The sequence below is a fragment of the Shewanella septentrionalis genome (assembly GCF_025370265.1).
Classification (GTDB): domain Bacteria; phylum Pseudomonadota; class Gammaproteobacteria; order Enterobacterales; family Shewanellaceae; genus Shewanella; species Shewanella hafniensis.
Window position 1 is genome coordinate 42,481 of sequence record NZ_JAMTCC010000012.1, and the last position, 18,286, is coordinate 60,766.

Sequence of the window (18,286 nt, forward strand, 5' to 3'; positions counted from 1 at the left end):
TTTCCTACTATAACAACTGTTGTTCAAGTTCTTGCAGAACATTGACCATTTCAAGCAGACTTAAAGCAGCTTCGCCGCCTTTGTTACCCGCTTTGGTACCTGAACGTTCAATCGCTTGTTCAATGGTATCAGTGGTCAAAACACCGAAAGCAACAGGCAGATCAAATTCTAAAGCAACTTGAGCTAGACCTTTATTACATTCGCCTGCAACAAAATCAAAATGAGGAGTACCACCACGGATCACCGCACCTAATGCGATAATACCGTCGAATTTACCACTGGCAGCTACGCGACGCGCAGCTAGCGGCAACTCAACCGCACCTGGTACACGGACAACAGTGATATTGTCGTCGCTGACTTGGCCAAAACGTTTCAGCGTGTCAAGTGCACCTTCAAGCAAGCTCTCAACTAAAAAGCTGTTGAAACGCGAAATTACAATCGCAACTTTGGCATTTTTCGCTTCGATATTACCTTGAACTACGTTCATTATCTTACCTAATTTAGCTAAAGCACCCAGCTCGGGGCGAAAAGTGGCGACATGATATCACAGCCAATTGCCCAGAGCCCTATGCAAATTATCAGAAATTGTTAATTTTACTTTAGTGTAACTTTGGATTTCAGTCTGCCACATACTCAGTCACTTCAAGGCCAAAGCCCGAAAGTGAATGGTAACGTTTAGGCGAGCTGAGTAAGCGCATCTTAGTCACGCCAAGGCTGGCGAGGATTTGCGACCCCACACCCACACGGCGCGACGTCCCCTGCCATTTTGCAGAAGCAGGCGCTTGGCCTTGATCTTCGGCTTCAAAGGCTTTCACCTTAGAGAGGATTTCACAGGGATGTTCTTGATTCCCGAGTAAAACCAATACACCACCTTCTGCAGAAATACGCTCCATGGCTTTTTCGAGTGGCCAGCTGCGTTGCTGATCACGCTCTGAGTGGAGTAAATCGTTGAAGGTATTTTGCAAATGCACGCGTACCAAACAATCACTCTTCACCTCGCCTTTGACTAAGGCAAAGTGCAGTTGATTGTCGATAGTGTCTCTGAAGGTCACCATGTCGAATTCGCCGAAACGGGTCGGTAGTTTGCATTTAGCTTCACGCACAACCGTAGTTTCTTTGGTGTTGCGATACTCGATTAATGCAGCGATAGTGCCGATTTTGATGCCATGCAACTCGGAGAAAATCTCTAAATCTGGGCGACGTGCCATAGTGCCGTCTTCATTCAAAATTTCAACGATAACGCCCGATGGCTCAAGTCCCGCAAGACGGGCTAAATCACAACCCGCTTCAGTGTGGCCCGCGCGGGTTAATACGCCGCCGTCCTGCGCCATTAACGGGAAGATATGCCCAGGTTGCACTAAATCCGACGCTTTAGCCTCTTTAGCCACCGCCGCTTTGACTGTTACCGCGCGGTCGTGGGCCGAAATACCGGTAGTCACGCCTTCGGCTGCTTCAATAGAAACCGTAAAGTTAGTCGAGAACTGGGCGTTATTATTCGTCACCATTAAGGGTAGGTTTAACTGCTGGCAACGGGCTTTAGTCATGGTCTGGCAAATAAGCCCACGTCCATATTTCGCCATAAAGTTAATCGCTTCTGGCGTGACCATTTCGGCCGCCATGATCAAATCACCTTCGTTTTCTCTGTCTTCGTCATCCATCAAAATAACCATTTTGCCTTGACGAATATCTTCGATGATCTCTTCTATACTGTGCAGCGCCATTGTAGGACCTTATGATTTTGCTGTTATTATGAAATTCTATACCTAAATAACCTAAGCTGCCGATAAGCTTAAGTTAAATAATCTGCTCCTGTGCACTAACGCACAAAGCCGGCACGGGCTAACATTTCTAGGGTGACGCCGCCGCTCTTGCTGTCTTTGCCATCATAATTCATCAAGCGTTCCAGATAACGGGCGATCAAATCCACTTCGATATTCACCTTATCACCCGCTTGCAGGTCGATTAACGTGGTTTCACCTGCGGTATGCGGCACTATAGTCAGGCGGAATCGACTGCCATCCACTTCGTTAACCGTCAAACTCACGCCATCAATGGTGATGGAACCTTTATGGGCAATGTAACGCCCAAGCTCTGCGGGGGCGGCTAACCAAAACTCGATGGCTTGACCACGCACTAAGCGTTGCTCAACCATAGCAATACCGTCAACATGGCCGCTGACCATGTGCCCGCCTAAACGTGTGGTTGGGGTAACGGCTTTTTCAAGATTTACCTTAGTGCCCACTTTGTAGTGAGCAAAGCCAGTTAGACTCACGGTTTCGGCAGAAACATCGGCCACATAACCGTCGGCTAATTGCTGCACAACCGTTAAACACACACCGTTGGTGGCAATACTGTCGCCTAAACGCACATCGTTTAAATCCAGTTTGCCGCTCGCCACGGTCAAACGAATATCATCGCCCTTGCGTTCAAGCTTTCGCAGGGTGCCAACGGCTTCAATAATCCCAGTAAACATGGTTAACTCACTTATTCGATAAAGAAGTAATAAGGCATAAGACTCAAGGTTTAACGGTTATCTTGCCCTAATTAAATGAAGAAGTATCAAGCATAACGCTCAAGGTTAAACGGTTATCTTGCTCCAATTCGATTTAGATAAAGAGGTATCAGGCTTAACGCTCAAGATTAAACGGGTATCAGGCCCTAATTTGCGCTCATCGACCAACATTAATGCAGGAATTTGCGCCATGGTTTGATAATCGGGTAGCTGCAGCAGATTACGCCCTTGCCCGCCGAGGATTTTCATCGCTTGGTACAGCACTAATTCATCGGCCAGCCCCTGTGCTAAAAATGCGCCAGCTAAAGTTGCACCCGCTTCCACCAGCACGTGATTACAACTTTGGCCTAAATAGCTTAATAGCTCAGGTAAGGATACGCGACCTGCAATTGCAGGTAACACGAGGCAACTCACATGGGAGGGCAATTGTGCTTGAAACTCTGCGGGATAAGCCACGGTCGAGACCAAGAGTATGGGCGATACGATAGCCAAACAGGCAGCCGATAACGGCAAACGGGCGCGACTGTCGAGTATCACCCTTAATGGCTGCAGTAATTGCGCCTCAGTTATACTGTCTTTTATGCCGCCAAGTTCTTGATATCGCACATTGAGTGAGGGATCGTCAGCCAGTATGGTTTCAATCCCAGTGACCAAGGCGCAGGAACGTAAGCGTAAACGCTGCACGTCGCGGCGAGATTCAGGGCCGGTAATCCATTTAGACACACCGTTAGACAGCGCGGTTTTACCATCGAGACTCGCAGCCAATTTGACTGTAACTCTGGGTAAACCTGATTCCATGCGCTTCATAAAGCCTAAATTCAAGGCATAGGCTTCATCGCGATGTAATCCCACATCCACTTCAATGCCTGCGTCGCGCAGCATTTGAATACCGCGACCAGCCACTTGCGGATTAGGATCTTCAACCGCTACCACCACACGTTTAACGCCAATATTGATCAGCGCCAAGGCACAGGGTGGCGTGCGGCCATAATGGCTGCAGGGCTCTAAGGTGACATAGGCCGTTGCGCCGCGGGCGTGTTCGCCAGCCATACGTAGTGCATGCACTTCGGCGTGGGGCTCACCCGCTTTTTGATGATAACCTTCGCCAACGATCTGATTATCTTTAACGATAACGCAGCCCACACTGGGATTGGGTCTCGTGGTGTAAAAGCCTTTGCGCGCCAATTGAATAGCGCGGCTCATCATTTGGGTATCGAGTACGGACCAACTTATGTTCAAGCTCATGTTCAACCCTGTTGTTAAAGGTTTCGGCTTTCACCAGTCTTGTAAATCTGTGTTTAAAACCTGTCTTGCAGAAGCAATTAATCAAAAGCCTCTTTTAAAGCTAGCGCAACCAGACAGGCCACAAAAATCGAATAACTACTTTTGCAGTTTGGCGATGGCTTCACCAAATTCAGATACGTCTTCAAAGGCGCGGTACACAGAAGCAAAACGTATGTAGGCGACTTTATCTAGGCTCATCAATTGCTCCATCATCAAGTTACCGACCATTTCTGATGGCACTTCTCGCTCGCCAGTGGCGCGCAGGGTCGATTTGATTTTACTGAGTGCTTGCTCGATTTCATCCATAGACACAGGGCGTTTCTCAACGGCGCGCAGCATGCCACCTTGGAGTTTTTCTTCATCGAAGGGTTGGCGTGAACCATCGCGCTTGATCACCCTAGGCATGACTAACTCGGCACCTTCAAAGGTGGTAAATCTTTCATGGCATTCGGTGCATTCTCGGCGACGGCGCACTTGATGGCCTTCCGCCACTAATCGAGAATCGATGACTTTAGTATCTGTCGCGCTGCAAAATGGACAATGCATTGAGCCTCCTGCCAGTGAATGACGTAAAGCCGTTGGCTTTACTATGTTATCTAAGGTTAGCCTGTTTGGTTTAAGTCTAAGATTTTAGCAATAAAAATGGCCGCTTAATGCGGCCATGGGATTTTATCCTATTTATGGGCTGAGGTTAACCACCTGATGCTTGTTAGGCTCAGCACCACAAAAAGGAGACTATTTACAGATTAACCGTAAACAGGGAAACGTGCGCACAGTGCCAATACTTGGCCTTTAACACGCTCAATCACTGCAGGATTGTTAGCATCATCAAGGATGTCACAAATCCAGCCAGTCAGCTCTTTCGATTCCGCTTCTTTAAAACCGCGGCGCGTAATCGCAGGCGTACCGATACGCACACCTGAAGTCACAAAAGGTGAACGTGGATCGTTTGGCACTGAGTTTTTGTTCACGGTAATGTTAGCGCTACCTAAGGCGGCATCGGCTTCTTTACCGGTTAAGTCACGACCAATCAGGTCAACTAGCATTAAGTGGTTGCTGGTTCCGCCAGAGACGATTTTGTAACCGCGCTCAAGGAACACTTCAACCATTGCTTTAGCGTTGTTAACCACTTGCTGTTGGTAAACTTTAAATTCTGGCTCTAGGGCTTCTTTGAACGCCACCGCTTTACCAGCGATAACGTGCATCAATGGGCCACCTTGACCGCCTGGGAATACCGCAGAGTTCAACTTTTTGTACAAGTCTTCATCGTCAGCAGCAGATAGGATCACGCCACCACGAGGACCCGCTAAGGTTTTGTGAGTCGTTGAAGTGACAACGTGTGCGTGTGGCACTGGGTTTGGATAAACGCCAGCAGCAATAAGACCGGCAACGTGCGCCATATCGACAAATAGGTAAGCACCTATTTTGTCTGCGATTTCACGCATTTTTGCCCAATCAACGATACCTGAGTAGGCAGAGAAACCGCCGATCATCATCTTAGGCTTGTGTTCTACGGCCAGACGTTCCATCTCGTCGTAGTCAATTTTGCCAGACTCGTCGATACCGTAAGGAATGATGTTGTACAGTTTGCCAGAGAAGTTAACCGGTGAACCGTGGGTCAAGTGACCACCATGAGCTAAGTTCATGCCCAGTACGGTATCGCCAGGTTTTAACAATGCCATGTAAACCGCGCTGTTTGCCTGTGAACCTGAATGAGGTTGTACGTTAGCGTAAGTTGCGCCAAACAGTTGTTTAGCACGTTCAATCGCTAAGGTTTCAACTACGTCCACATACTCACAACCACCGTAGTAACGCTTGCCTGGATAGCCTTCAGCGTACTTATTGGTTAACTGTGAACCTTGCGCTTCCATCACGCGTGGACTGGTGTAGTTTTCAGAAGCAATCAGCTCAATATGCTCTTCTTGACGCAGAGTTTCGTTCTGAATTGCGTTAAACAGTTCCGGATCATAATCTGCGATATTCATATCTTTTTTCAGCATTGCTTACTCCAGCTGCCAATTCTTATAGGTAGGGTTGCGCGGTATTCTACTCGGAACGCGACCACAATCCCAGTATTTGAAACATGAAATTCCTAGCGTTTTAGCTTGAACTTGGCTCATTGTCGAGTTGAGTTCGGCGTGCAATCGAGTAGAATTAGCCGCATCATTAGTCACTTAAGATAGAGAAAAATGGCTCAGTTTGTTTACAGCATGCTGCGGGTGGGAAAAATTGTTCCGCCTAAGAAGCAGATCCTTAAAGATATTTCTTTAAGCTTTTTCCCCGGCGCCAAAATTGGTGTACTCGGCCTTAACGGTTCAGGTAAGTCGACACTACTGCGTATTATGGCGGGTATCGACACCGAAATTGAGGGTGAAGCGCGCCCAATGCCGGGATTGAAAATCGGTTACCTACCGCAGGAACCTAAACTCGATCCAACCCAAACCGTGCGTGAAGCGATTGAAGAAGCCGTCTCTGAGGCAAAAAATGCCCTGACTCGCCTCGATGCCGTTTACGCAGCCTACGCCGAGCCGGATGCCGATTTCGATGCCCTTGCCAAAGAGCAAGGTGAACTCGAAGCCATTATCCAAGCCCAAGATGCCCATAACTTAGATCATATCCTTGAGCGCGCAGCTAACGCCCTACGTCTACCAGATTGGGATGAGAAAATCGAAGTGTTATCCGGTGGTGAACGTCGCCGCGTGGCGATTTGTCGCTTGCTGCTTGAAAAGCCTGAAATGCTGCTACTGGACGAACCGACCAACCACTTGGATGCGGAATCCGTGGCTTGGCTTGAGCACTTCTTGCAGGAGTATGCTGGTACTGTGGTCGCGATTACCCACGACAGATACTTCCTCGACAATGCCGCTGGCTGGATTTTAGAACTCGACCGCGGTGAAGGTATTCCGTGGGAAGGTAACTATTCTTCATGGCTTGAGCAGAAAGACGCCCGTCTGAAACAAGAATCTGCCACCGAAAGCGCTCGCCAAAAGACCATTGCCAAGGAATTGGAATGGGTACGTCAAGGTGCCAAAGGCCGTCAGTCTAAGGGCAAGGCTCGTATGGCGCGCTTTGAAGAACTGAACACTAACGATTACCAAAAACGTAACGAAACCAACGAGCTGTTTATTCCGCCCGGACCACGTTTAGGTGACAAGGTTATTGAAGTGAATAACCTGACCAAGTCTTACGGTGACCGTGTACTCATCGACAACTTGTCGTTCTCAGTACCTAAGGGCGCAATCGTCGGCATTATCGGTGCCAACGGCGCGGGTAAATCGACCCTGTTCCGCATGTTATCCGGCGCAGAAAAACCAGACAGCGGCAGTATTGAGCTGGGTGAAACTGTGCAACTGGCCTCGGTTGAGCAGTTCCGCGATTCGATGAATGATAAGAACACCATTTGGGAAGAAATCTCCGGTGGTCAAGACATCATGCGCATCAACAACATGGAAATCCCGAGCCGCGCCTATGTGGGCCGCTTCAACTTCCGTGGTGGCGATCAGCAAAAAATCATCGGCACACTATCGGGTGGTGAACGTAACCGCGTGCATTTAGCCAAACTGTTGCAAGCGGGCGGTAACGTGTTACTCCTCGACGAACCGACTAACGACTTAGACGTTGAAACCCTGCGCGCACTGGAAGAAGCGATTCTGGAATTCCCAGGTTGCGCTATGGTGATTTCGCATGACCGTTGGTTCCTCGACCGTATCGCGACCCACATTCTGGATTACCGTGACGAAGGCCAAGTGAACTTCTACGAAGGTAACTACACAGAATACTCGGCATGGTTGAAGAACACCTATGGCGCCGATGTGGTTGAGCCACACCGCTTGAAATACAAGCGCATGATTAAGTAGATCTAGAATCTAGTCAAGCATGTATCTGAGGAGTTTAACTCGAAAAGGTTAAGCTCCTTTTTTATGGCATCCCGTTACGCTATAAGTGCCGCAAGCTTTGGCACTATTTCAAACTGGCACTATTTCAAACTAGCAAAGTAGGCCACCAGCATATCCATCATCACTCTTAATGCGGGCTGCATATGTTTGCGAGATTGATACACGCCATATACTCCAAGGGACTGCGGCTTAAACTCAGTCAATAAAGGCACCAACTGACCCGAGTCTAAATAGGGTTTCGCCGCCCATAGCGGCTGCATCGCAATCCCCTCTCCTGCCAGCGTGGCATTGAGCACCACCATGGAATCATTGGCGCTGAAATTACCATTCACAGGCACATTAAACGCCTTGCCTTGGTTTAACTTAGGATCTGAGTGCTGCACCAGAGCTTGTCTTGCAGCTAGATCGGTTTGATAAAAGCGCCACATCACATCGCCAAAGTAGGAATAGGTTAAGCAATTATGCTGGGTCAAATCTTCGGGATGCAGCACAGCCGCGCGCGTAGCAAGGTAACTCGGTGCAGCGCACACCACAGATTCGCATTCACCTAAACGCCTCGCGATAAGATTGGGATCGAGTTCATTGGTGATGCGAATCGCCAGATCAATCCGCTCGGCGACCAGATCGACGGTTTGGCTACTCACGTGGATATTCACACTCGCCTGCGGATAACTGGCTAAGTATTGGCGCACCACGGGCGCTAAAATCTGATGCGCCAAAAACTGGGAGCAACTAATGCGCAATAATCCGCGCGGAATCGCCACCGCAGCATGACTCACCGCTGGCACTTCATTTGCCAATTCGAGCAGTCGATGGCAGTAATCCAGCACTTGCTCGCCCGCTGGTGTTAAGCTGAGGCTTCGCGTCGAGCGATGCAATAACCTAGCGCCGGACCATTCCTCCATTTCACTCAAGTAACGGGTCACCATAGAACGCGACATATCTAATGCATTGGCGGCGCTTACCATGCTGCCGCGCTCAACAATAGTCACAAACACCTTAGCCGCTTCGAGTCTATCCATGATTTATCTCCACTCACGTTCAATCAATAACGTTTAATCACTCACTTTCAATCACTCGAAGGAACACTCACATACTCGCGCCCCACATGAATAATAACTAAGAGTACATCCGGCCATTCGTCCGATTAATGCAACAAACATGGGCAGATACTCGCATTTATCTATTGATTATTGCAACCTATACTTAACTCACTTTTTGCAGCAGCTGCAAATCAATGAATGCTAAATCGAACCTTTTTACTCTTTCATCCTGTGACTATAAGTGAGCCAAAAATGAACACATCGACCTATGCTATACGCAACACAGTTAACGCCACATTGAAGGCCTCGTCTAAAATCAGTCTAGCCGCTACCTTACTGCTAGCGGGACTCGGCGCGGTCAATGCGGCACCATTGCAAGTGAGCCATTTTAATCCTGGCGAGAACAGCATCTTTGCGGTGTCATCAAGCTTTATCAGTGGCGAACACGAAATGATGTTAGTCGATGCGCAGTTTCAAAATAACGATGCCCAAACCTTGGTTGATACCATTAAGGCCAGCGGTAAAAAGCTGACTCAGGTATATATCAGCCATAGTGACCCTGACTTTTATTTCGGCTTAGCCGTGATTAAAAAGAATTTCCCCGATGCACAAATTGTCGCGACTCAAACCACAGTCGATGCCATTAAAGCCTCAATGGAAGGCAAGCTCGCCTACTGGGGTCCGATTTTAAAGGACAATGCGCCAAGTGAATTAGTGTTACCTAAGGCGATTCACAGCGACACTTTCACCATCGACGGTGAGCAAGTGATTATCGAAGGTTTTAATGACAAACACCCTAAACACACTTTCCTGTGGGTGCCATCGGCAAAAACCATTACAGGTGGCGTAGAAGTATTTGATAACACGCATGTTTGGATGGCTGACACTCAAACTACCGCAGAGCGTCAGGAATGGTTAACTCATTTAGATGCGATGGAAAAACTGCTGCCGACCACAGTGATCCCAGGACACTATTTAGGCGAAGCGCGATTTGATACCCGTGCCATCGGTTTTACCCGTGAGTATGTAAAGGCCTTTGAAGTCGCAGCAAAAGCCTCGAAAGATTCAGCCGAATTAATCCAAAAGATGCTGGCGCTATACCCACAAATGCCAGCCGATGCAGGGCTTGAGATCAGCGCCAAAGTTATCATGGGCGAAATGACCTGGCCTATGTAATCCCAGCACTAATATCTTAGCGATGGGGACAGCGAGTTAGGCATAAGTGAGAATAGTTAAAGGCAGGCACGTGAGCAATTGCGTGCCAGTTCTTACCTAAATAACAGCATCTACATAGCTGCACTTAAATAATCCTATCAATAGCCATATCTACAGCAGTACCACGATCGCCATTTAACTTTAAAATATCAAATACTTAGATCGTAATTTTGCAATTTAAGCCAAAAGGTTTAACACTATGACTACCCCAACAACTCCTTCTGCTAGCACGGCCAGCAGCACACCTGCGGCCAAAGTGCGTACTCTGCACGCGATTATCGACCCTTTATGTGGTTGGTGTTATGCCGCAGCGCCGTTACTCGATGCAGCCGCAAAAGCTGGCTTTACCATTAAGCTCCACGGCGGCGGTATGCTCACAGGCCCAAGACGCAAACAAATCGATGCCAACTGGCGCGACTATGTTATGCCCCACGATCTGCGCATTAGCGAACTAACTGGCCAGCCTTTTGGTGAGAACTACTTTGATGGTCTGCTGCGCGATACCACAGTCGTACTCGACTCGGCGCCCCCTATAAAAGCCATGCTCGCAGTCGATGCGATGGGCGGCGACAGTTTGGCCTATCTACACTCATTACAACTGGCCCATTACCGCGATGGTCACAGCGCCAGTGATGAAGGTAATCTCGCAAGCTTAGCCGCTGAACTTGGGCTCGACCCTATAAGCTTTGCACAGCATTATGCCCAAGGTGACGACAAGCTGTATGAGCATATTGTTGAATCCAGAGCATTATTGAATTTGATAGGCGCCCAAGGTTTCCCTTCGATGGCTATAGAGGATAATGATGGCAACATCACCGCCATTAATATCAATCGCTTCTACGGCCAACCCGCCCAGTGGTTAAGCCATCTTGAAGCGCAATTTGAGTCATAATCATGCCAATGCTTAATGATGTTTCAACAGGTTCATTAGTGAGTGAGCTTGCTCAGTTAAGTCTTATAGAAACAGCAAGGCAGACTGATGCGAATCTTGCACTGGTTAAAAGCACCTATGAGGGAAGTAGCTCAGCCGAGAACGCCAAAAATCTTCAGCATGCCTTAGCGAGTGACGCACGCTGGACAGAGGCGGCAGGTTTTCCCTATGCGGGCACTTACGTAGGCTTTAGCGCGATAGCCACCAAGGTGTTCGCTCGCCTCGAAACTGAATGGGATAACTATCGGGTCGATATCGAAGACTATGTCGCCCAAGGCGATAAGGTTTTTGCCTTCGGCACTTATTCAGGTACCTATGTCAAAACGGGCAAGTATTTTAGCGCCCGAGTCGCCCATTTATGGAAGATACACAGCGGCAAAATCGTCAGTTTCGAACAGTTTGTCGATAGTCATACCGTAGTCAATACCATGTAATTGCCAATACACATAACAACAGTTATGCACGATAGAAATGCCATGATGCAATAACTGAACAATGAGGCGGGCAAGTTTACTTTAGCCCGTCTCACGACTTGCCGATGTTAAGCCTTATCCGTATGATTTAGTGTTTTGAATATCTTGAGCGCTTAAGATTAAGCCTTTGAGACTGAACGTTTGAAATTGAGCATTTGAGATTAACTTCGTAAAACTACACATTCGAAGCCTCATCAACTCAAGTGTCTAAAATGACAGAATGAATAACTAAAACAAGAACAAGGATGCGGTCTAATGCGAATCAATTCGATGCCAGTCGGGGCCCACCCCATCACACTCTCTAATACCCGACTGAGCCGAGCCAGCCAATGGATAATGAAGCAACATAGAAAATTCACGCCCCTATTATGGTTTGTTACCGCGCTTCCCTTTGTCTCACTCTCCTTTAACTCATTCGCGGCCAATACCAGTGAAGCCGAGCCAGAACTAAAGATTCAAGAAAGCAGCGTCACCGATGGCCCTTATGTGTTTTTAAACGATACTCAACAAGACACTGCCTATTGGATTTGTCAGAGTGAGCTTAAACAAACGCCGATTGCAAAAGCGCAGTTAACCCGCCCTGCCAGTTGCGGTGAATTACCAAAGCCCCATCTTCACACACTAGCGGCCACCGTTGAGCCCGATACCTTTACTCATGTCAGCAAAATTGTCGCCCTTAGCGATGTGCATGGCCAATTTGATGTGATGATTAACTTACTAAAAGCCCATAAGATTATCGACAAAGATAACCACTGGGCCTTTGGTGACGGTCATATGGTGATGACGGGCGACATGTTTGACCGAGGTCATCAAGTCAATGAAGTATTGTGGTTTTTATATACCTTAGACCAAAAAGCCCAAGCTGCGGGCGGACGCTTACATCTACTCATGGGCAATCACGAGCAAATGGTGTTTCGCGGCGACTTACGCTACGTCAACGAACGCTATCAAGTCTCGGCAGATTTACTCAAACGCAGCTACGATGCGCTCTACAACAAAGACACCGAAATCGGCCAATGGCTTCGCAGCAAACATACCTTAGTCAAAATCAATAATATCTTGTTTATGCACGGCGGCATCAGCCCTGAATGGGTCGAGCGTAAATTACATATCGGCGAGGCTAACCAACTCTTTCGTCAGCATTTAGATGATAAAAAAGCCGATTTGAAAAAGGATGATTTACTCAACTTTCTGTTTTTTACCAATGGCCCGACTTGGTATCGCGGATACTTTAAAGATGAACTGAAAGAGTCGGATATCGATAGCATACTGAACTATTTCAAGGTAGAGCATATTGTCGTTGGACACACATCGCAGGAGCAAGTGCTTGGTCTCTATCACAATAAAGTCATTGCGATAGACAGCAGCATTAAGAATGGTCAATCCGGTGAACTCTTGCTTATCGACGCCGGCAAACTCAGCCGCGGTCTGTATCAGGGTGAGCAGGTTTCGCTATAAGACACCTCGCTAATCTCTTCACCATAATATGTGAATACCCTAGCGCTCTAATGCATGAATAAGCTAGGGCGCGAATGTATAAATAAGTAAGGGCAAACATGCACGCATCTTAGTATTCATAAGTTCGCCAGTTTCAATTAACTCTGACTATACTCAAGCCAAGTGCGACTCACCTCAGTGCTGGAGTGGAAATGGGGAAGCAATTACTCACATTATCTGGCTTTTGCTTGTTTATGCTCGGCTTCATCCAGCCCGCATTTGCGGGTCGAGAACTTCATTTAGTCGCCACTAACTACCCTCCTTTTTATGCCGATGCCTTACCCGAACAAGGCGGCGTCGCACAAGTCGTCAAAGAAGCCTTTAAACGCCAAGGTTACAATGCCAGCCTCAAGTTTTATCCCTTCGCTCGCGCCGCCTTACTCGTTAAAACGGGCCAAGCCGATGGCATCATTGGGCTCTGGTATCGTAAAGAGCGTGAGCAATGGGCTCAATATTCTGCGCCTATCCAACCGGTGCAAATTGTGTTTTATAAACGTAAAGATGCGCCGCTGAGTTTCAGTCAGCTCTCAGATCTCAAACCCTACACGATTGGCATAGGCCGCGGTTACGCTAATCCACCCGAAATCTTCGCCGCTGGGCTCACCACCGAAGAAGGCAATTCGGATGAAATGAACCTCAAGAAGCTATTTTTAAAGCGCATCGACTTAGTCTTGATTGGCCATAACTTAGCCAGATACTTAATCAAAAAAGGCCCCGCTGAATATGACGATGCCTTTGAACAAGTCGGTCACCCCATAGCAACTGAGGTATTTCACTTAGGGGTGTCTTTGGCCGTGACGGATCATCAGCAGTTAGTGACGGATTTTAATCAAGGCTTAGACAGTATGCGCAGCGATGGTCGCTTAGCTTCTATTTTAAGCCAATTTCCTCAGGTGGAAACGACTCAAGCGCCTGTCGAAAAATCGCCTACAGAGGTCCATCCCTAGCGTCGAGGGTCTTCTCGCTCAGGCCCTTTGCACAAAAAAAAAAACAAAAGCTGCATTGAATTGTGCTCAAGGCTCAAAAAACACAATTTCTTTCATTTTCGTTTGCTTACCTTTACAAACTTTTACCCAACTCGGGTAGGTTATTCACTAGAATAGCGCCATTAGAGCGATCACCTTTTTCAACTGCCTTTGCGCGAGATAATAATTACAATGAAAAAAACCATTATTGCCATTGCCCTGCTTGCGGTTATCGCCACAGCGGTGAGTTTTAGTGATGTCCTTCAAGCAGCCAAACCCGAAAGCGCTCCCCACCTTATGCGTACCGTTCCAGTGGTCACGGGTGAAGTCGTTGAATATCCGTTAGCACAATCTATCTCGCTTATCGGCAAACTCGCTGCCGAACGCGCGGTGATCATCGCGCCGCAAGTCACAGGTAAGATTAAGCAAGTCGCCGTGACCTCAAACCAAGCGGTGAAAAAAGGCCAGTTGCTCATCGAACTCGATGATATGAAAACCCAAGCCGCCGTCGCTGAGGCCAATGCATTTCTCAACGATGAAAAGCGTAAACTCAAAGAATTTGAAAAACTGATCAGCCGTAACGCCATCACCCAAACCGAGATTGACGCACAAAAAGCCAGTGTCGATATCGCCCAAGCACGCTTAGCTTCAGCCCAAGCGGATTTACATTACCACTCGCTGATTGCGCCGTTTGCGGGTAATACTGGCCTGATTAATTTCAGCGAAGGCAAAATGGTCAGCATAGGCACAGAGTTAATGTCGCTGGATGACTTATCTAGCATGCGCCTCGACTTACAAGTGCCAGAGCATTTCCTGTCGCAATTGAGCATAGGTATGCAAGTGGCGGCCACCAGCCGCGCTTGGCCGGATGAAACCTTTACTGGCAAAGTTGTCGCTATCGATCCGCGCGTCAACGAAGAGACCTTAAACCTTAAAGTGCGGGTGCAATTCGACAACCCAAAAAATCGCTTAAAACCGGGCATGATGATGTCGTCCACTATCACGTTCCCTGCTATTTCAGCACCTATGGTGCCAGTACAAGCCCTTGAATATTCAGGCACTAAACGTTACGTGTACGTGGTTAGCACCGATCACATCGCCAACCGCACCGAAGTGCAGTTAGGTGCGCGTATCGATAACCAAGTCTTGATTGAAAACGGTTTAAAAATAGGTGACAAAGTCGTGGTGCAAGGCTTAGTAAATATGCGCGATGGCCTGAAAATCAATGAAGTGACGCTTGATGCCAAGGCATCTACCCGTGCGGCTGAGCTTTCAAGCCCAAAAGCTACGGAGACTAAATAATGTGGTTGTCCGATGTTTCGGTTAAACGCCCCGTCGTTGCCATCGTTTTAAGCCTACTGCTGTGCGTATTCGGCATAGTCTCCTTCTCTAAATTATCGATACGGGAAATGCCCGACGTCGAAAGCCCTGTGGTCACCATTAGCACCAGTTACTCGGGTGCATCGGCGGCCATTATGGAAAGCCAGATCACTAAGACCCTAGAAGATGAACTGACGGGGATCAGTGGTATCGACGAAATCACGTCGACCACCCGTAATGGTAGCTCGCGTATCACAGTGAAATTCCTCCTCGGGTGGAACTTAACCGAAGGCGTGAGTGATGTGCGTGACGCTGTGGCCCGTGCCCAGCGCAGGCTGCCTGAAGATGCGAAAGATCCTGTCGTATCAAAAGACAACGGTTCGGGCGAGCCCTCCGTCTATGTGAATTTAAGTTCGAGTGTGATGGACCGTACTCAATTAACGGATTACGCCCAGCGCGTGTTAGAGGACAGATTTAGCCTTATCAGCGGCGTGAGCTCCATCAGTATTTCCGGCGGCTTGTACAAGGTCATGTACGTCAAGCTCAGACCCGAGCAAATGGCGGGCCGCAATGTCACAGTCACCGACATAACGAACGCGCTGCGCAAAGAAAACATCGAAACACCCGGCGGCCAAGTGCGAAACGACACCACTGTGATGTCGGTGCGTACCAAACGCTTGTACTACACGCCAAAGGATTTTGACTACCTTGTGGTGCGTACCGCCAGCGATGGCACGCCTATCTACTTAAAAGATGTGGCCGATGTGGCTGTCGGTGCACAAAACGAAAACTCGACCTTCAAAAGCGACGGTATCGTTAACATCAGTTTAGGCATTATTGCCCAGTCCGATGCTAACCCATTGCTCGTTGCCAAAGAAGTGCACAAAGAAGTCGACCGCGTACAAGACTTCCTGCCCGAAGGCACTAGCCTAGTGGTCGACTTCGACTCTACCGTATTTATCGACCGCTCGATTAACGAGGTGTATAGCACCCTTTATGTCACTGGCGCCTTAGTGGTACTCGTGCTGTATATCTTTATCGGACAAGCGCGGGCGACACTCATCCCTGCGGTAACGGTTCCGGTATCGTTAATCTCGGCATTTATCGCCGCTAACATGCTAGGTTATTCGATTAACCTACTGACATTAATGGCGTTAATCCTCTCCATCGGTCTAGTGGTCGATGATGCGATTGTGGTGGTCGAGAACATTTTCCACCATATAGAAAAAGGCGAAGAGCCGTTACTCGCCGCCTATAAAGGCACCCGCGAAGTAGGCTTTGCCGTTGTCGCCACCACGGCGGTATTAGTCATGGTATTCCTGCCGATTTCCTTTATGGAGGGCATGGTTGGACTCTTGTTTACCGAGTTCTCCGTGATGTTGGCGGTGTCGGTACTGTTTTCCTCCTTAGTGGCACTGACACTTACGCCCGTGCTGAGCAGTAAATTACTTAAAGCCAACGTCAAACCGAATCGTTTTAATCGTTGGGTCGATCGCGGTTTTGCCCGCATGGAAAGCATCTATCGCGTCGCCGTTACTCGGGCGATTAAACTTCGTCTACTCGCTCCCTTAATTATTCTCGCCTGTATCGGCGGCAGTGCTTGGTTAATGCAACAAGTGCCGTCACAGCTCGCGCCGCAGGAAGACCGCGGTGTGTTGTTCGCCTTTGTTAAAGGCGCCGAAGGCACCAGTTATAACCGTATGACAGCCAACATGGACATAGTCGAAGACAGACTCATGCCCTTGCTGGGTCAAGGTGTGCTGCGCTCCTTCAGCGTGCAAGCCCCCGCGTTTGGTGGCCGTGCGGGCGATCAAACGGGCTTTGTGATCATGCAGCTTGAAGATTGGGGCACACGCACCGAATCCGCACAGCAAGCGCTTGGGATTATTAGCAAAGCATTGAAGGACATTCCCGATGTGATGGTTCGCCCTATGATGCCAGGCTTTAGGGGCCAATCGAGCGAACCGGTGCAATTTGTGCTTGGTGGTTCGGACTATGCCGAACTCTTTAAGTGGGCGCAGGTGCTCAAAGAAGAAGCCAATGCCAGCCCTATGATGGAAGGCGCCGATTTAGACTACGCCGAAACCACGCCTGAGCTTATTGTTACTGTTGATAAAGAACGCGCGGCGGAGCTTGGGATCAGTGTCGATGACGTCTCTCAAACCTTAGAAGTGATGCTCGGCGGTCGCACCGAAACCACCTATGTGGATCGCGGCGAAGAGTACGATGTGTACTTGCGCGGTGATGAAAACAGTTTTAACAACGTTGGCGATCTTAGCCAAATCTACATGCGTTCCGGTAAAGGCGAATTAGTGACGCTTGATACCGTGACCCATATCGAAGAGATTGCTTCGGCACAAAGATTAAGTCACACCAATAAGCAAAAATCGATCACCCTCAAGGCTAACGTCAGTGAAGGTTACACCTTAGGTGAAGGCTTAAAGTTTCTTGATGCTAAAGCCATTGAATTATTACCTAAGGATATTTCCATTGGTTACACCGGCGAATCCAAAGACTTTAAGGAAAACCAAAGCAGTATCTTTATCGTATTTGGTTTAGCTTTACTGGTTGCTTACTTAGTCTTAGCCGCGCAGTTTGAAAGTTTTATCAACCCGTTAGTGGTGATGTTTACTGTGCCTATGGGCGTATTTGGTGGCTTCTTGGGTCTACTGCTCACCAGTCAAGGGATTAATATTTACAGCCAGATCGGCATGATCATGTTGATTGGTATGGTGACCAAAAACGGTATCCTTATCGTAGAGTTTGCTAACCAATTGCGTGACCGCGGTTTTGAACTCGATAAAGCTATTATCGATGCGTCATCCCGTCGTTTGCGGCCAATCCTAATGACAGCCTTCACCACTTTAGTTGGCGCTGTGCCGTTAATTTTCTCGACGGGCGCAGGTTCAGAAAGTCGTATCGCTGTGGGTACTGTAGTGTTCTTCGGTATGGCATTCGCCACCTTTGTGACCCTACTCGTCATCCCTGCCATGTATCGATTAATCTCGGCAGCGACCCATTCACCGGGATATGTTGAAGCTAAGCTCGAAGCGGCCATCAAAGCCCAAGAATTAGCAGCACAAGAGTTAGCGGCACGAGAAGCGGCAAAGCAGCAGGAAATCGCGCCTAAAGCCTAGCGCTTCACGCCTA

The 18,286-nt window shown here is 48.4% G+C and carries 15 protein-coding genes; 8 read left to right on the forward strand and 7 right to left on the reverse strand.

The genetic code is table 11. The annotated features are described in order from the left end of the window. Positions 1–7: 7 nt before the first annotated feature. From ribH to glyA, 6 genes are all read right to left on the reverse strand, one after another. A complete protein-coding gene (ribH, locus tag NE536_RS08785; RefSeq protein WP_006082639.1) occupies positions 8–487 on the reverse strand; it encodes a 6,7-dimethyl-8-ribityllumazine synthase in 480 nt (159 codons plus the stop codon). A 130-nt stretch (positions 488–617) separates the two neighbouring features. After that, the gene (gene ribBA / locus NE536_RS08790) at positions 618–1,721 is read right to left on the reverse strand and encodes a bifunctional 3,4-dihydroxy-2-butanone-4-phosphate synthase/GTP cyclohydrolase II (protein ID WP_006082640.1); all 1,104 of its coding nucleotides are present in this window, start codon (positions 1,719–1,721) and stop codon (positions 618–620) included. 95 nt (positions 1,722–1,816) lie between these two features. Beyond that, positions 1,817–2,473, reverse strand: a complete 657-nt coding sequence (locus tag NE536_RS08795) for a riboflavin synthase (RefSeq protein WP_261272451.1) — start codon at positions 2,471–2,473, stop codon at positions 1,817–1,819. Positions 2,474–2,578: 105 nt separating this feature from the next. Then, on the reverse strand, positions 2,579–3,757 hold the full coding sequence (ribD, locus tag NE536_RS08800) for a bifunctional diaminohydroxyphosphoribosylaminopyrimidine deaminase/5-amino-6-(5-phosphoribosylamino)uracil reductase RibD (RefSeq protein ID WP_261272452.1): 1,179 nt from the start codon (positions 3,755–3,757) through the stop codon (positions 2,579–2,581). Between the two features lie 135 nt (positions 3,758–3,892). Further along, on the reverse strand, positions 3,893–4,342 hold the full coding sequence (gene nrdR / locus NE536_RS08805; protein ID WP_006082643.1) for a transcriptional regulator NrdR: 450 nt from the start codon (positions 4,340–4,342) through the stop codon (positions 3,893–3,895). A gap of 200 nt (positions 4,343–4,542) precedes the next feature. Beyond that, positions 4,543–5,796, reverse strand: coding sequence for a serine hydroxymethyltransferase (gene glyA, locus NE536_RS08810; protein ID WP_106651245.1), 1,254 nt, complete (start codon positions 5,794–5,796; stop codon positions 4,543–4,545). A 189-nt stretch (positions 5,797–5,985) separates the two neighbouring features. On the opposite strand from glyA, the gene ettA reads away from it, so the two are divergent. Beyond that, entirely contained in the window at positions 5,986–7,653 is a 1,668-nt protein-coding gene (ettA, locus tag NE536_RS08815) for an energy-dependent translational throttle protein EttA (RefSeq protein ID WP_106651246.1), read from the forward strand. 119 nt (positions 7,654–7,772) lie between these two features. Here the strand turns inward: ettA and NE536_RS08820 are convergent, their stop codons facing one another. Then, a complete protein-coding gene (locus NE536_RS08820; protein WP_261272453.1) occupies positions 7,773–8,714 on the reverse strand; it encodes a LysR family transcriptional regulator in 942 nt (313 codons plus the stop codon). A gap of 273 nt (positions 8,715–8,987) precedes the next feature. Between NE536_RS08820 and NE536_RS08825 the strand changes: the two genes are divergently transcribed. The 7 genes from NE536_RS08825 (at position 8,988) to NE536_RS08855 (ending at position 18,273) form a co-directional block, all read left to right on the forward strand. Continuing rightward, entirely contained in the window at positions 8,988–9,911 is a 924-nt protein-coding gene (locus NE536_RS08825; RefSeq protein ID WP_261272454.1) for an MBL fold metallo-hydrolase, read from the forward strand. Between the two features lie 238 nt (positions 9,912–10,149). Then, positions 10,150–10,842, forward strand: a complete 693-nt coding sequence (locus NE536_RS08830; RefSeq protein ID WP_261272455.1) for a DsbA family protein — start codon at positions 10,150–10,152, stop codon at positions 10,840–10,842. 2 nt (positions 10,843–10,844) lie between these two features. Beyond that, a complete protein-coding gene (locus NE536_RS08835) occupies positions 10,845–11,315 on the forward strand; it encodes a nuclear transport factor 2 family protein (RefSeq protein WP_261272456.1) in 471 nt (156 codons plus the stop codon). Between the two features lie 294 nt (positions 11,316–11,609). After that, a complete protein-coding gene (locus NE536_RS08840) occupies positions 11,610–12,812 on the forward strand; it encodes a metallophosphoesterase (protein ID WP_261272457.1) in 1,203 nt (400 codons plus the stop codon). A 191-nt stretch (positions 12,813–13,003) separates the two neighbouring features. Beyond that, positions 13,004–13,798 carry a substrate-binding periplasmic protein gene (locus NE536_RS08845; RefSeq protein ID WP_261272458.1) on the forward strand — a complete coding sequence of 265 codons (795 nt, stop codon included), beginning with the start codon at positions 13,004–13,006 and terminating at the stop codon, positions 13,796–13,798. 210 nt (positions 13,799–14,008) lie between these two features. Next, positions 14,009–15,118 (forward strand): efflux RND transporter periplasmic adaptor subunit, encoded by a 1,110-nt coding sequence (locus NE536_RS08850; RefSeq protein WP_261272459.1) that lies wholly within the window; start codon positions 14,009–14,011, stop codon positions 15,116–15,118. Further along, positions 15,118–18,273 (forward strand): multidrug efflux RND transporter permease subunit, encoded by a 3,156-nt coding sequence (locus tag NE536_RS08855; RefSeq protein WP_261272460.1) that lies wholly within the window; start codon positions 15,118–15,120, stop codon positions 18,271–18,273. Before NE536_RS08850 ends, NE536_RS08855 begins: the two co-directional genes overlap by 1 nt. Positions 18,274–18,286 lie beyond the last annotated feature (13 nt).

Bases quoted from the DNA above. Each gene is read 5' to 3' on its own strand.
- NE536_RS08820 (WP_261272453.1), bottom strand. From the start codon at position 8,714: ATGGATAGACTCGAAGCGGCTAAGGTGTTTGTGACTATTGTTGAGCGC.
- glyA (WP_106651245.1), bottom strand. From the start codon at position 5,796: ATGCTGAAAAAAGATATGAATATCGCAGATTATGATCCGGAACTGTTT.
- ribD (WP_261272452.1), bottom strand. From the start codon at position 3,757: ATGAGCTTGAACATAAGTTGGTCCGTACTCGATACCCAAATGATGAGC.
- NE536_RS08840 (WP_261272457.1), top strand. From the start codon at position 11,610: ATGCGAATCAATTCGATGCCAGTCGGGGCCCACCCCATCACACTCTCT.
- NE536_RS08850 (WP_261272459.1), top strand. From the start codon at position 14,009: ATGAAAAAAACCATTATTGCCATTGCCCTGCTTGCGGTTATCGCCACA.
- NE536_RS08835 (WP_261272456.1), top strand. From the start codon at position 10,845: ATGCCAATGCTTAATGATGTTTCAACAGGTTCATTAGTGAGTGAGCTT.
- NE536_RS08855 (WP_261272460.1), top strand. From the start codon at position 15,118: ATGTGGTTGTCCGATGTTTCGGTTAAACGCCCCGTCGTTGCCATCGTT.
- ribBA (WP_006082640.1), bottom strand. From the start codon at position 1,721: ATGGCGCTGCACAGTATAGAAGAGATCATCGAAGATATTCGTCAAGGC.
- nrdR (WP_006082643.1), bottom strand. From the start codon at position 4,342: ATGCATTGTCCATTTTGCAGCGCGACAGATACTAAAGTCATCGATTCT.
- NE536_RS08795 (WP_261272451.1), bottom strand. From the start codon at position 2,473: ATGTTTACTGGGATTATTGAAGCCGTTGGCACCCTGCGAAAGCTTGAA.
- ettA (WP_106651246.1), top strand. From the start codon at position 5,986: ATGGCTCAGTTTGTTTACAGCATGCTGCGGGTGGGAAAAATTGTTCCG.
- NE536_RS08845 (WP_261272458.1), top strand. From the start codon at position 13,004: ATGGGGAAGCAATTACTCACATTATCTGGCTTTTGCTTGTTTATGCTC.
- ribH (WP_006082639.1), bottom strand. From the start codon at position 487: ATGAACGTAGTTCAAGGTAATATCGAAGCGAAAAATGCCAAAGTTGCG.
- NE536_RS08830 (WP_261272455.1), top strand. From the start codon at position 10,150: ATGACTACCCCAACAACTCCTTCTGCTAGCACGGCCAGCAGCACACCT.
- NE536_RS08825 (WP_261272454.1), top strand. From the start codon at position 8,988: ATGAACACATCGACCTATGCTATACGCAACACAGTTAACGCCACATTG.